General features: G+C 68.3%; 9 protein-coding genes and 2 pseudogenes. 2 read left to right on the top strand and 9 right to left on the bottom strand.

Annotated features, from left to right (window positions below; all coding sequences use genetic code 11):
- Window positions 1–51: 51 nt before the first annotated feature.
- The 8 genes and pseudogenes from ASF87_RS08630 to ASF87_RS08605 all read right to left on the bottom strand — a co-directional run bounded on the left by ASF87_RS08630 (window position 52) and on the right by ASF87_RS08605 (window position 10746).
- Window positions 52–6033, bottom strand: coding sequence for an Ig-like domain-containing protein (locus ASF87_RS08630; protein ID WP_056375508.1), 5982 nt, complete (start codon window positions 6031–6033; stop codon window positions 52–54).
- Entirely contained in the window at window positions 6033–7163 is a 1131-nt protein-coding gene (locus tag ASF87_RS08625) for a serine/threonine-protein kinase (protein WP_228385641.1), read from the bottom strand. The genes ASF87_RS08630 and ASF87_RS08625 overlap by 1 nt, the downstream gene beginning before the upstream one ends.
- Before the next feature lie 133 nt (window positions 7164–7296).
- The gene (locus tag ASF87_RS08620) at window positions 7297–7863 is read right to left on the bottom strand and encodes a DNA-3-methyladenine glycosylase I (protein WP_042542223.1); all 567 of its coding nucleotides are present in this window, start codon (window positions 7861–7863) and stop codon (window positions 7297–7299) included.
- Between the two features lie 64 nt (window positions 7864–7927).
- Complete coding sequence (locus ASF87_RS08615; RefSeq protein WP_052493029.1) at window positions 7928–8617, bottom strand: GntR family transcriptional regulator; 690 nt, start codon at window positions 8615–8617, stop codon at window positions 7928–7930.
- 285 nt (window positions 8618–8902) lie between these two features.
- Window positions 8903–9559: pseudogene (locus ASF87_RS18040) on the bottom strand (HNH endonuclease signature motif containing protein); the annotation flags it as partial.
- A gap of 8 nt (window positions 9560–9567) precedes the next feature.
- Entirely contained in the window at window positions 9568–9798 is a 231-nt protein-coding gene (locus ASF87_RS18035; protein ID WP_235558907.1) for a hypothetical protein, read from the bottom strand.
- A gap of 52 nt (window positions 9799–9850) precedes the next feature.
- Window positions 9851–10318, bottom strand: a pseudogene (locus tag ASF87_RS18150) (DUF222 domain-containing protein); the annotation flags it as partial.
- A 38-nt stretch (window positions 10319–10356) separates the two neighbouring features.
- Window positions 10357–10746, bottom strand: coding sequence for a hypothetical protein (locus ASF87_RS08605; RefSeq protein WP_056375506.1), 390 nt, complete (start codon window positions 10744–10746; stop codon window positions 10357–10359).
- Between the two features lie 165 nt (window positions 10747–10911).
- Between ASF87_RS08605 and ASF87_RS17700 the strand changes: the two genes are divergently transcribed.
- Window positions 10912–11313 carry a hypothetical protein gene (locus tag ASF87_RS17700; RefSeq protein WP_157550027.1) on the top strand — a complete coding sequence of 134 codons (402 nt, stop codon included), beginning with the start codon at window positions 10912–10914 and terminating at the stop codon, window positions 11311–11313.
- A 134-nt stretch (window positions 11314–11447) separates the two neighbouring features.
- On the opposite strand, the gene ASF87_RS08600 is transcribed toward ASF87_RS17700, so the two are convergent.
- Window positions 11448–12494, bottom strand: a complete 1047-nt coding sequence (locus tag ASF87_RS08600) for an NAD(P)-dependent alcohol dehydrogenase (RefSeq protein WP_056375505.1) — start codon at window positions 12492–12494, stop codon at window positions 11448–11450.
- 113 nt (window positions 12495–12607) lie between these two features.
- Here ASF87_RS08600 and ASF87_RS08595 point away from each other — a divergent pair, with 113 nt between their 5' ends.
- Window positions 12608–13669 (top strand): DUF3824 domain-containing protein, encoded by a 1062-nt coding sequence (locus ASF87_RS08595; RefSeq protein ID WP_056375504.1) that lies wholly within the window; start codon window positions 12608–12610, stop codon window positions 13667–13669.
- The last annotated feature ends 65 nt before the right edge of the window (window positions 13670–13734 follow it).

Raw genomic sequence — 13734 nt, 5'->3', positions numbered from 1 at the left:
ACCTGCGCGGTGCAGGGCGGTGGGGAATGGGGACTCAGCATGTGGGTACGCTCATCCCGTGGGGTCGGTCGGAACGGGGCCGGGCGGTTCGACCGGGTCAGGCTGCTCCGGCTGCGTACACAGCTGGGCGCGGTGGGTGATCGACTTGAGCGCAGCGAAGGCTCCCGTCCAGGTGATCTTCACCTCGACCATGGAGACGCCGTCGACGATCCTCGGCGTGAAGGTGCGCTCGTACGAACCGCGCGCCGCGGGGCTGACGGCGAATGCGTCATCCGGGTTCGCGGGCGCGCACTGCTGGAACTGCACGACCACCGTCGTCGGCACGGTCCTCGCCGTGATCTCCACGGGATCCGAGCAGAACTGGGTCAGGACCGAGTGGCACGAGCGCGCGCTGACCGGTAGCGGCGACGCGTCGGAGTTCAGCTCGAAGTTCTCCCGCCACTGCCCGTACATGTTGTACTGCGGGACGAAGCCGTCCTTCGCTCCGATGTCGGGCGCCGATTCCAGGCCATAGGAATAGCGGCCGTCCTGGAACGACGGCTGAGTGGCCACAGTGTAGCTCCTGTTGCCGTTCGGGCTCTCGACGAACGTGAAGGTGAAGACCTGCGTGGTGTTCGACTCGGCCACGCCGAACCCGTTCGAGGCACAGGCCTTGACGTTGTACGTGGAGTACTCGGCGAGTCTGGTGAGCGTGGGAGACGACGACTGTGCCTCTGCACCCGAGATCTGCAGCCGCCCGTTTCCGTCGGCGCTGCAGCTCGCATCGCCCGAGCGCCACGCAAGGTAGACGACGTCGATTCCGAGGGCGCTGCCGTTGGGCTGCGCAGCGACTCCGGAGACGTCGATCGACGTGTTGGAGGTCGCTTTCGCCTGCGTGCCCGCGGGGTCGAAGTAGACGGTTCCCGCAGCCGTCACCGACGTGCGGAAGGCACCGCCCTCATTGCCGCCGTCGCCCGTCGGCGGTTGGAACTGGCTGATCGGCACGATCGTGATGTTCTGCGGGCCCGGCGACAGCGCGATCTCGGCCGATGTCGTCGCACCCGTGCGGTTGATGACCTGGCCGGTCTCCTCGACGCGGAAGGACAGCGAGTCGTCCGACGCGGCGATCGCGAGTTCGACGATGCCGCGTCCGCGTTCGGTGTTTCCTGGGCGGTAGACGGGCGTAGCCGTCGCGTTCGACACCTCGGGGGCGGCATACGCCCAGCTGGTGTGCGGTGACGTGGCCGCGGATGTTCCGACCGCGTTGACGGCCGCTGCGGTGAAGACATGCGGCGCTCCGTTGACGAGCCCGTTCACCGTGCAGCGGTAGACGCCTCCCGCCGGGCTGCATGACGCGTTCGCCGGGGAGCCGTCCTGCAGGATCGTCACACCGGTGACGCCGGGGTGCGCGCGCCCCGCTTCGCCGAGCGGCACGTCCAGCACCACGGTCGAGCGTGTGAATCCGACGGTCGTCACGCTGGCGGGCGCTTGCGGGAAGCCCTGCAGATCGAGGGTGAGGGTTCCGGTGCCGGTGCGTCCCTGCGCATCCGACACGATGAACGGGATGATGCACTGGCCCCCGGGCGCCTGCCCTCCGCCGGGCCAGGTCGCAGTGATGGACGTGCTCCCCGAGGTCGAGACCGATGCGACATCGCACGGTGAGCCCCCGCCGAGCGACATCAGTCGGAGCCCCGATCCGGGCTTGCCCGCGAACGGATCGTACTCCCCCGCGACGTCGACGACATCGATCGTGCAGCTCGGGTTCGTGACGATGCACTGCGTCGTGAAGGTCGCGCCCCGCGGCGCATCGGGCGGCGCCGCGCCGACGACCAGGCGGACGGATGCCGACGGCTCACCGTACTGCGGCACGGTGACGCTCACGTTCTCGGTGTTGCCCGGTCTGGCGTCCGCTCGCGCTTCGATGGTCAGTTGAGAACCGGTGCGCGTGACGATGAAGGCCGATCCCGAATACACGATCCGGTACTCGAGCGATCCGGCGTCCCCCTCGCGGCCGCCCTCCCAGGCGGCCATGTTCGAGTACATGTCGACCGTCTCGGTGGTTCCGGGAGCGATCGTGTGCGAGATCGACGACAGCAGCAGCTGTGGCTCCGCAGGGCGGATGCTGATCGGCACATCGATGAACGACCAGCGCTCCTGCCCCTGCAGCCGCACCTGAACGAGGCAGGTGTCCGACCAGGGCGCTTCCCGGCCGGCTCGGTAGGTCACCTCGCCCGAGCCCTCGGCTGAGCACGACGCCGCCGCGCGCTGGGCGCTGAACTGGCCGGAGCCCACCTCGACGGCATCCGAGGCGATCAGATCGACATAGTCGGCCGCATCGAACGAGACAGACGCGTCCTCGTCGACCACGACGGGGGTCGTGCCGGGCTTCAGCTGCACCTGCATGTCGTCGAAGGCGGGAATGCGCAGGAACCCGTAGGCGACCACGTCTCTGCCTCCCGACCCCTTGCCCTTGAGCTGGAACGGCACCAGCGCGCCGTCTTCCGGCGCCGCGCCCACGATGCGGTCGCCCTGCACCGTGAATCCGGGCTGGTCACCCCACAGACTCAGCGTGAGCGAGGAGGCATCGCCTGACGGCCAGCTCACACGGTCGGTCACGACGTCGATGCCCCGCTCCGGGAGGTCTTCCCGGTCGCGCGCGGTGAGCACGGTGTCGGCGACGCTCGGCTGATCGGCGACCGCGCCGTCGGTCACGGTGACCACGATGAGCCCCTGCGACGTGCTCGACGTGCGCGAGGACTTGACGGTGTAGAAGTAGGAGTTCGTGCCTGCCGTGTCTCCCGCCCGGAGAACGACGCGGCCGTCTTCGAGAGAGGTGTCCGAGTCGATCAGCGCATTCAGGCGGTCGTACAGCGGGTTGCCCTTGACCGGAGGCGCGTTGGGCACGAGTTCGGTGATCTCGAGCTCGCTCTGCGCCGGGTCGAGGTCGTTGAGACGCGGGTCCAGCACGATCGGAGTGGTCGATCCTGCCTCGACCCGCACGTAGTCGCTGAAGGTCACGGGAGCCGCGTCGTCGATGTCGGCGTCGAGCACGCCGACGCGGACCACGCCTGTCCCCTGCTCGCCCTGAGGGTCGCGCACCGTGTAGCGGAACGTCACCTGACCGCCGTCGACGCCGGCCGCCGGTGCCCGGTAGACGATCGCGTCTCCGTCGGCCGAGATCGTCGCCGTGCCATAGCCCTTCTGGGGCTGGTCGATGCCCGCGAGGACCACGCGGTCGCCGTCGCTGTCCATGCCGGTCGCAGGCACCGGCAGCGACACCGTCTGACCGCTGAGGACCCGACCTGTCAGTGTCGAGGGTGTCGGCGCGCGGTTCGTGCCCGGAGGAACGACCGTGACCGTCGCGACGCCGTTGTCGGAGAGAGCAGGATTGCGCTCGAGCGACACCGAGTACGTGAGGCGGTAGGTGCCCGGCGTCGTGGGTGCGAGGTATCGCAGCGCGTTGCGATCGGCGAAGACGAGCTCGCCGGACTCACCTGAGCCGGTCACCTCGGGGAGCACGACCAGGGGTTCACCGCGCGGGGCCACGTCGTTCGCCGCGACGTTGATGCGCGTGAGTGAACCGGCACGGACGGTGATCGCATCGGGGAACACGATCGGGCGGGTGACGGTCGACGGCGGAGTGAGGAAGACCGTGACCGTTCCCTGCACCGCGGCTCCGGTTCCGTCGGCGACCGTCACGGTGGCCTTGCCGATCACCCCGGGCTCGCCGTCCTCCGTGGTGCCGTTGACGCGGATGCTCTCGTTGCCGACCACACGCACGCCGAGCTGAGGCGTCGAGCTCACGGCATCCGCCAGCATGAGCACTCGCCCACTGGTGTTCTGCACGGCACGGAGCACATCGACGGTCGTGTCCTCGCCTTCGCGCACGAACGCGGTCAGAGGTGCCATCGCGAGGCCTGCGGATCCGTCGACGGCCGTGATGCGGATGACCGCCGACTGCTCCGCCTGGGTCGAGACGTCCTGGGCGGTGTAGGTCACGACGTACTGACCGGGTTCGGCCACCGTCATCTCGACGGTGCCCGACGCCGCGTTGGGGTTGACCTCGAGGCCCTGAGCGGTCGCGGCGGTCTGCACGGCGTCGACCAGACGGTACGAGCCGGATCCTCCGGACAGGTGGTCGGAGATGCGGACCGACTGCAGCTCTCCGACTCGGGCGGTCAGCGCCACGGGCGAGGCGACCAGGGCCGGGCTGCCGGTGACCTGGACATCGAGGGTCTTCTCGGCCGTCGCACCGTGCACATCCTCGACGACGACGGTGACCGAGATCACCGCATCGGCGGCGTTGGGGTCGGTGTGGCGGATGGCCACCCGTCCGTCTGCCATGGGCACGACCATGACGGGCGACGAGGAGTCGGTCTCGTAGGCATCGCTGAGCACGAACGGGTCGCCCTCGGGGTCGACCCAGCCCGACAGCGCAGAGACGACGGTGCTGCCACCGGGAAGGAGCTGCGGTGTCGGCCACTCCTGCTGGCACGCGTCGACCCCGCACCACACGGGCGCGGAGTTGGCGTCCTCGTCGACGACGGTCAGCGTCACTGTCGCCGGCGACGACACGGCGGCACCGTCGGTGACCGCATAGGTGAAGCTGGCCTGCCCCGAACCCGCCGTGACATTGACGACGAGCGACTGCCCGTTGGCGACGAGAGTCAGGTCGCCGAACGCGGGATCGCCGAGTCCGCCCGACACCGAGTCGGGGTCGATCGACAGCACGTCCTTCTTGTTCGGATCGTGGTCGTTGAGCAGCACCGGCAGGATCACCTGTTCACCCGCGCGCACGCCGAACGCGTCGTCGACGGCGACGGGCGGCATCTGCTCGGCCACGTCCTCGACGATGATCGTGCCCTCCTGCTGCTCGGTATCGTCTTCGATCGCCCACTGCTCGAGCGGGATGAGGACGCCGTCGGGGGCCGTCCAGATGAGTCCGGTGCCGATCTCGCTCAGCACCGCGCGATCGCCGTTCTCCTGGAACACCGGTTCGATCGTCGACGAGTCGAGGGCCTCGTCCGGAACGCGCAGCGGAACGGTCTCGCCATCCGCCCACAGGGTTCCCGCACCGGTGTCGAGCCAGGCCGCGTAGGTCTCGCCTGCCACGACGACCGGAGTGGCCGGGACGCCCGACGCCTCCGCGACGCGCTCGGGCTCACCCGAGGCGAGGTCGACCGACACGAGGCCGTCGGAGTCGGCGATCACCACGACCTCGCCGGAGTCGGCGCCCTCCTGCAGGCGCGCATCTTCGGCGACATCGAGCTCGATCGGCTCGTCGCGCCCCTGGAGCCACAGCTCGCCGGTGCCCGTCTGGAGCATCGCCCAGCGGTCTCCCACGACCGTGACGGTCAGACCCTCGGCGGCATCCGGAGCTGCGGAGACGGACTCGGGATCGCCGAGGAAGCTGTGCTCGTCGATGTCGAACCGCCGGATCGCGCCCTCGTCCGAGGAATAGAGCACCAGCAGTCCTTCGGGCGACAGTCCGATCGCATCCGCCGTGTATGTCGGAGGATCTTCGCCCTCTTCGACCTCGACGCCCGCGAACGGGTCGACGAGAGCGGTGGCCGCGCCGGCGTCGAGCGTGGTCACCGACACCTGACCGGTGTCGGTGCGATAGGCCACGTAGGCCCCGGCGGAGAGGATCTCCCGCGTGCCCGCCGGCGTCGGCTCGGAAGCGATCGGCGTGCCCTCCTCCGACGAGTCGGAGAGCAGATCGGCGGGGCTCGCAGGGTCGACGTCCCACCGCTGCCTGTTGCCCTGCGCATAGACCACGGCCGCGGAGCCGTTCTGCCAGACCGCCTCCGGGTCGTCGACGTTGCGCACTGTGTCGATCTCGGCGAGCTCGGTGTTGACGCGTGCGTACTGACCGCTGTCGCGCATGACCCAGACCGACGACTCGAGCCGGGGCACCTCCTGCGACTGGTAGCCCTGCGCGGTGATGGCGAGGGTGAGCACCACCGCCAGAGCGGCGATGCCGGAGATCGCCGTGATCAGGCGTCCCCGCGATCGGGGGTTCGCCTCCGCACGCGCGCGATCGCCGATCGCCATCACAGAACCCCGGTGAGGTGGAGGGCGCCGAGACCGACTGCGGCGAGCACAGCGGCTCCGATCAGCGCGCCGATGACACCGGCGACGAGTGGGGAGCGGGTCTTCGCACGCGCTGCGGGCAGGTCGTCGCGATCGCGCGGCATCGCCTGCTGCCGTGCGGCACGCTCGGCACGTCGCGAGTCGGGTGCGACCGTCGTGATCACCGGGCCACGGGCCGTGGCGTCCGAGAAGCTGACGGGAGCCGCGGCGGCCCACTCGGCGGATGCCGCCTCGAACGCCGTCGGGTGCAGTCCGAGCTCGTACTGCGCCCAGCGGAGTCGTTCGGCGAAGTCGGCCATGCTCGCGAACCTCTTGGCGGGATCACGGTGCATCGCGGTCGCGAAGATCTCGTCGATGATCGGGGGGATGCCGTCGACGGGCACCGCCGTGTAACGCGCCTTGATGATCCGATCGGTGAGCTGATCGCGTGAATTGGAGCCGCGGTCCGCCCTCTCGAACGGGCTCCTTCCGGCGAGCAGCGTGTACAGGGTGGCGCCGAGGCTCCAGATCTCGCTCGGCACCGACCCGGAGACGCGCTCCTGCAGCACTTCGGGCGAGCTCCACGGCACCGACATCGCGATCGTCTCTCCGTCGCCCTCGTCGATCACGGCTGCGGCGATGCCGAAGTCGGCGAGCACGGGAGCCCCGAGGGAGTTGATGAGCACGTTCGACGGCTTGATGTCGCGATGCAGGAGCCCCGCCCGGTGCACCGTCTCGAGCGCACCGGCGATACGCACCCCGGTGTCGAGCACGTCCGCGAGCGCCAATGGCGCCTTCTTGTAGCGAGCGCTCATGGTGTCGGGGCAGTACTCCATGGCGAAGTACGGACGGCCGTCGGCAGAGATCGACGCCTGATAGATCGTCACGATCGAGGGGTGTGCGCTGAGCCTCGCGGAGATGTCGGCCTCGACGTTGAAGGTGCGCAGCACCTCGCGGTTCACCGCATCCGCCAGCAGCACCTTCACAGCGGCGACGCGACGCGGCATGTCCTGTTCATACAGGAAGACGTCGGCGAACCCACCGGAGCCCAGCGGGCGCACATAGCTGTACCCCGCCAGCGTCGGCGGTGTCGATGCCATGCGCGTGGCCACCCATGCTCCTCACGGTCGGATGGGAGACCGCGCTCTGCATTCGCCCTGCGCGCTGCGCTGGACGATCCCCCCGATCAACGAGTATATCGAGGGCATGGATGATCTCGAAGGCGGTCTGGGCCGATGCTGCTGGTCAGGCGCGCCAGCATCCCACCACGTGGTCGTCGACCATGCCGGCCGACTGCATCAGGGCGTACATGGTGGTCGGACCGACGAACCTGAAGCCTCGACGGCGCAGCTCTTTGCTCATCGCCGTCGACTCCGGCGTCACCGCCGGAACATCTGCGAAGGACGCGGGGCGGATGCCGGGCGCCGGCGCGAACGACCACATCAGCTCATCGAGCTCGCCCTCTGCCATCGAGCGGACGATACGCGCGTTGCCGATCGTGGCCTCGATCTTCGCCCGATTGCGGATGATCCCCGCATCCGCCATGAGGCGCTCCACGTCGGACTCATCGAACTCGGCGACCAGCTCAGGGACGAATCCGGCGAAGACCTCGCGGAATCGGGGGCGCTTGCGGAGGATGGTGATCCACGAGAGCCCCGCCTGGAAACCCTCGAGCGCCATCTTCTCGAACAGCGCCCGATCCCCATGCAGGGGCGTGCCCCACTCTTCGTCGTGATACCGGCGGTATTCCGGGTCGTCGCCAACCCAGCCGCATCGCTCGCGTCGGTCGGGGCCGGCGATCAGTGACGTCATGTGTCCACGCTAGCCGTCGCCACGGACACCCGGGACGGATCGCTGCGCCGGCGCTCGCATGCCCTCAGAAGAAGATGTCCGGGGTCTGGGGTTGCGGCTGAGCGGCGGTTCGCGCGGTTCCGGATCCGAGCGCGTCGATGAAGGATGCCGAGAACGCGTCGAGTGCTTCAAGGGCCGCGACGGGCTCCTGTCGCTCGATGGCGTCGAGGGCGCCCGAAAGGAGGTCGCGGCGCGAAGTGCGATCCGCGTCGAGGTCCACGCCGTGACGACTCGCGGTCTGCGAGTCCACGAACAGCCGGAGGGGGTCGATGTGATCGCGGACGATCCTCGTGCCGAGGCGGCCGAGTTCCCGCGAGATGAGGTGTTCGGCGAGTTCGAGGTATCCGAGCAGTTCACAGGCGCCTTCGGCGAACCGAGGAGCCTGTTCGCGCATCGGCACGGGCGGGCCGCTGCACGTCTTCTCGACGATCAGGCGACCGACGACGTGAGCGCGCTCGACCATGTCGACGGACGACCATTCTGCGACGCGGGTCCCTGCGCTCGGCGACACCTGCACGAATCGCATGTCGACCAGTCTCTGCAGAGCCTCGCGCACCGGGGTGCGCGACACGGCCCAGGCATGGGCGAGCAGGTCGAGACGCAGCCGCTGCCCGGGAGGAAGACGGCCGCTCACGATCTCGGCCAGCAGTCGCTCGTAGGCAAGACCGCTGAGAAGCTGCGGCCTCAGCTGTTCCTCGAGGGAGCCCGTGGGCATGGTCTTGCCTTTCTCATGGTGCCGAACACCGGTGGAGGGGGAAGGTGACGGATGCGCTGTGACAGCCACCAGCCAACCCGCCGGGCTCGCCCCTAGGACGCCGTGTGACGTCAGATACGAATGTGGAGAGCCGATAACCAGTGGTCGCTGTGCGGCGATCAGTGCCTGGTGCTCGACGCTCAGTAGTGGGTGCCACGCAGTGGTGCCAGTCACGTGATGATGAGTGTCACGCGAGGGAGGATTTCCACGTGGCGGCGCGCGTCAACCGATGGGTTCCGGGCGTGCTCAGACGCGAAGTGAGGTGCGGCGCACTCGAGCGGGTGACGGCAGGCTGAGTCGTGGGGTGCGCCAGTGCTGTGCGGGGTCCCACCATGCCGGTCCGCGCACCTGCGGAAGACCCTCGTCCATCCGGATCTCCCACCCCGAGGTGCCGAGGGAGCGGTGGTGCCACCAGCACAACGGCACACCGTTATCGGTATGCGTCGGGCCGCCCCTGGCATGCTCGGTGACGTGGTGGATCTCACACCATGAGGCGGGCACATGGCATCCGGGGATCAGGCACTCCTTGTCCCGGGCGATGATCGCCCGACGTTGATGCACAGTGAACACCCGGTCCGTGGTCGTGATCCCGATGATCCGCCCCTCGTCCATGAGCACGCGCTGTATCGCCCCGCTGCAGGCGACCTGCGCCGCGACAGGGACGGGGACGTGGGCACCGGATCCGGGGATCGTCGCCCACCCGCCATTGCCGCTCGCTCCGAACGCGGCGCCTCCGGCGCCGGCACTCCCGAAAGCAGCACCCCCGACAGCAGCACGCCCGAAGGCAGCGCCGGTGGTCTGAGCGGCGTGGGTGGCGAGATCTGTCGCGTCGACGGTCACGACGAGAACCGGTGAGGCACCGCCGAGGGTGGGCATGTCCTTGTGCCGGGCAGCGATCCCGAGCGCTGCGGTCAGAGCATCGTGGCGCTTTTGCGCCGCGGTGCGGTCATCGAGCACACACCGCGGATCGGAGTTGAACGGATCGGTCTCCTCCGGATCGCGCCCCCTATCGGCGTCAGCGTCGACGCCAGAACCAGAACCAGCACCAGCACCAGCACCAGCACCAGCACCAGCACCAGCACCAGCACCAGCACCAGCACCAGCACCAGCACCAGCACCAGCACCAGCACCAGCATCAGCATGTGAAGAGTCGGTATCGGGAGAATCTTCGTCGGCATCGGAGGCGTCACTCGGGGCGAAGAACACCCCGGGCATCGGCGGCCCGTCACCCCTGGGGTTGAGGATCGCGTCCAGGATGAGCTGCAGCTGGGCGGCGGCATCCGGGGTCAGGTAGCCGCGGATCGCGTGCATGCCGTCCTTCAACCGGCCGATCGTGATCCCCCGCCGACGCCGAGCGTCCTCGTCTTTCGGTTCCTCACCATCCGGATCGAACATCGACGCGAGATCCTCCGCGAGAGCCTTCAGATCCTGCGCCGTCGGTGACGGACCGGCCGCACCCTCATCAGCATCTGCGACCTCATCAGCATCCGGGTCCTCGCCGGGGCCCGTGTCGAGGCCGTGACCGCGGGCGCACCCCGCCAACGCGACGTCCGCCGCCAACCGCTGATCGACCGTGAGCCGATCCCACACCTTCTCGATCGGCGCCGTCGCCGCCAGAAACCCCGCGACCCCGACCACCCCGTCCAACAGCGCCAGTCGCATCTCCGCCCACCGCGCCGGCATCCTCTCCCCCGCCAGACTCAGCGGCCGCCGCACCAGATCGACCACCCTGTCGACCCGGGTAGTCGCATCTCCGCCCACCGCGCCGGCATCCTCTCCCCCGCCAGACTCAGCGGCCGCCGCACCAGATCGACCACCCTGTCGACCCGGGTCGCACCCCGCACATCCACACCCACCGTCCGCTGTAGCAGCTCATTCAGCCCCCGACAACCCGCCGAATGCGGAAAGTCGCCCATGTCGGCCGTCGCGATCGTCTCCACGATCACCGCCTCGGCACGTCGGAACACCGCCCCCGTCCCCTGCAACACCGCGACCCGCTCCGCATCCGACAACCCCGCCAGCCCGTCATCGGACAGCACCGCATCCAGGTCGGCGATGACCCGATCCAGAAGCTCCGCAGCGCTGTTCATACCCCCTAGTCAACCGGGGACCGCCGACATTCGAGACCTGAATCCGCCCGCATTTACCCCAGATCAACGCCATATTCCGATCTCCCAATACAGTGCACCGACGTCGGGCACACCACAGCCACGGGAGCGGCGCGAGAGCGAAAAAGAACGGCGACGGAGAGACGCGTGGAAATGGACATGGAGAGACGACTCGAAGAGAGAGCGCCCAGAGGAAGAGAGCACTCCGACGACGAGGAGAGCGCCGGGCAGGAAGCGAACACCCGGCGAGAACGGATCCCCGGAGGGGGAAACGCCCTGACGACGGGGAGAGAAGAGCAGAGGAGCAGAGAGGACAGAAGGAGAAGAGAAGACGGAGGAGAGAGAGAAGGAGAAGAGAGAAGAGAAGACGGAGGAGAGAGAGAAGGAGAAGAGAGAAGAGAAGAGAGAAGAGAAGAGAGAAGAGAAGAGAGAAGAGAAGAGAGAAGAGAAGAGAAGAGGAAAGGGAAGCGCAGGAGAAGGACAAGAGAGAAGGAGAAGAGAGAAGGAGAAGAGAGAACGAGAGAACGAGAGAACGAGAGAACGCGGTAGACGAGAACCGGGAACAACACCCTCGGAGCACGCGCCCGCGGGAAGGAGACCCCGGAGATGAACGCCCCGGGGAAGAACGCCCAGAGACAGCAAGAAGCCCCGGGGTACAACACCCCGGGGCTTCTCTCCGACCGTCAGTCCGCGAAGGTCGCGGCGTCGATCACGAAGCGGTAGCGAACATCCGAGGCGAGCACGCGCTCGTAAGCCTCGTTGATCTGCGCGGCCGAGATGACCTCGATCTCGGAGGCGATGCCGTGCTCGGCGCAGAAGTTGAGCATCTCCTGGGTCTCGGCGATGCCGCCGATGTTCGATCCTGCGAGCGACCGCCGTCCGCCGATCAACGACGAGACGTTGACCGAGAGCGGTTCTGCGGGGGCTCCTACGCAGACCATCGACCCACCCACATCCAGCAGACCGAGGTAGGCACGGAGGTCGACGACAGCGCTGACGGTGTTGAGGATGACGTCGAATGATCCGCGCAGCGAGCGGAACGTCTCGGGATCGCTCGTCGCGTAATAGTGGTCTGCCCCGAGGCGAAGCCCGTCGTCCTTCTTGCTGAGGGTCTGCGAGAGCACCGTCACCTCGGCGCCGAGCGCGTGGGCGATCTGCACGCCCATGTGGCCGAGTCCGCCGAGCCCGACGACCGCCACCCGCGTGCCGGGCCCGACGTTCCAGTGCCGCAGCGGGGAGTACGTGGTGATCCCCGCGCAGAGAAGGGGTGCTGCGACGTCGAGTCCGAGGGCATCGGGGATGCGCACGGCGAACGACTCGGTCACGACGACCTGCTCGGAGTATCCGCCCTGCGTGACGGTGCCGTCGCGATCGACGCTGCCGTACGTGAAGACAGCGCCGTTGGAGCAGAACTGCTCGTCGCCGCGCTGGCAGTTGCGGCACTCTCCGCACGAGTTCACGAGACATCCGACCCCGACGCGGTCACCCACGGAGTGCTTCGTGACGTCGGCCCCGACGGCGGCGACAGTGCCGGCGATCTCGTGGCCCGGTGCGAGCGGGTAGCTCTGCGGACCCCAGTCACCGCGCACGGTGTGGATGTCGGAGTGGCAGATTCCGGCGAATGCAATGTCGATCAGGATGTCGTTCGGGCCGAGTTCGCGGCGCTCGATGGCGGTCTTCTCGAGCGGTGCGGCTTCGCTGGGTGCGGCGTAGGCGTTGACACGGGTCATCTCGGACTCCTCGGGTCGGTTCGGGTGGGCCAGATCGACACTACCCGCGGCGCCCTGTGCGCCACCCCTGTGTGATCGATACGTTGGGGCTACGACTCCGGAGGGGAAGTCCCATGCACCGCTCGACCTTGACCGCCCGACTGATCACCAGCGTGATCGCTCTCGTGCTCACGCCCATCGCCCTGATTCTGCTGTCTGTCGGCGGACAGACCATGATCCTCACGTTCTTCGCGTACGCCAGCGATGGCGACCTCGCGTCGCTGACCGGACCTCTGCTGCTGCAGATCCTCGGTCTCGCGCTGCTCATCCTCGTCGTCCTCACCGGTGTGTGGAGTTCGGCCGGCCTGATCGTCATCGGCATCTTCAGCATCGTGCCGCTGATCGTCGCTGTCTTTCCCGTGACCCTGTCCTGGCTCTATGGCATCGCACCCAGGGAGTGGGTCGACGGCTTCGTGTACGGCCTTCCTCTCGTGGTGCTCGCCGCGCTCGGGGCGATGGGTCTGGTGCTCGCCCTCGTCCGCCGCGATCCTCGACCGAAGGGTGCGGCGCTCGGCGTGGTCGGCCTGTTCGTCGCCCCGCTGCTGCTCGCTGCGGGCGCCTGGTCGATCACCTGGGGAATCGCCGAGGGCACGCTGTTCGCCCTGCAGCGGTTCCAGTTCGACGTGCGCCCCGGCCCCGGCTTCGCGGTCGTCGTCGGGGCTCTGCTCGTGATCGCCGGCATCACCGTGACCCGCTGGTCGCGGTTCGCCCTCGTCGTTCCCGCTCTCGTGCTCCTCGTCGGCAGCATCCTGCTCGTCGTGGCCCGCGATGCCGTTATGCCTGCTCTCTTCGAGCTGCCGCGAGGGATGAACACCGTCGCGCCGAGCCTCCTTCTGTACGGCGGAGGAGCCGCGGCCGGACTCATCTATCTGACCTTCACAGCGGTGCTGCTGCGCGTCGTCGCTCACGCGCGATCGGCCGGATCGGCCGGAGCGAACGGAGCGAACGGAGCGAGCGGCGCGAACGGAGCGACGACACCCGACACCACGGTGCACGCGCAATACCCACACGCGCAGTATCCACACGCGCAATATCCACAGGCGCAGCACCCACCAGCGCCGATGCAGCATCCGTACCCGCCGGTCCCCGGTCAGCAGCCGCTCTCTGCGCCGTACCCGCCGCAGCCCGGCCCGTAACTCACCGAGCCTCCGCACGACGGCGGCTCAAACAGGAGGGAACCGGCCGGAATCCCACGATTCCG

This window comes from Microbacterium sp. Leaf161 (genome assembly GCF_001423645.1).
GTDB lineage: Bacteria > Actinomycetota > Actinomycetes > Actinomycetales > Microbacteriaceae > Microbacterium > Microbacterium forte.
This window is presented reverse-complemented; position numbering and strand designations above follow the sequence as displayed.

Excerpts from the sequence above, each read along its gene's own strand:
- ASF87_RS08630 (WP_056375508.1), bottom strand. The coding sequence starts at position 6,033 with ATGGCGATCGGCGATCGCGCGCGTGCGGAGGCGAACCCCCGATCGCGG.
- ASF87_RS08620 (WP_042542223.1), bottom strand. The coding sequence starts at position 7,863 with ATGACGTCACTGATCGCCGGCCCCGACCGACGCGAGCGATGCGGCTGG.
- ASF87_RS08615 (WP_052493029.1), bottom strand. The coding sequence starts at position 8,617 with ATGCCCACGGGCTCCCTCGAGGAACAGCTGAGGCCGCAGCTTCTCAGC.
- ASF87_RS18035 (WP_235558907.1), bottom strand. The coding sequence starts at position 9,798 with ATGCTGATGCTGGTGCTGGTGCTGGTGCTGGTGCTGGTGCTGGTGCTG.
- ASF87_RS08605 (WP_056375506.1), bottom strand. The coding sequence starts at position 10,746 with ATGAACAGCGCTGCGGAGCTTCTGGATCGGGTCATCGCCGACCTGGAT.
- ASF87_RS08600 (WP_056375505.1), bottom strand. The coding sequence starts at position 12,494 with ATGACCCGTGTCAACGCCTACGCCGCACCCAGCGAAGCCGCACCGCTC.
- ASF87_RS08595 (WP_056375504.1), top strand. The coding sequence starts at position 12,608 with ATGCACCGCTCGACCTTGACCGCCCGACTGATCACCAGCGTGATCGCT.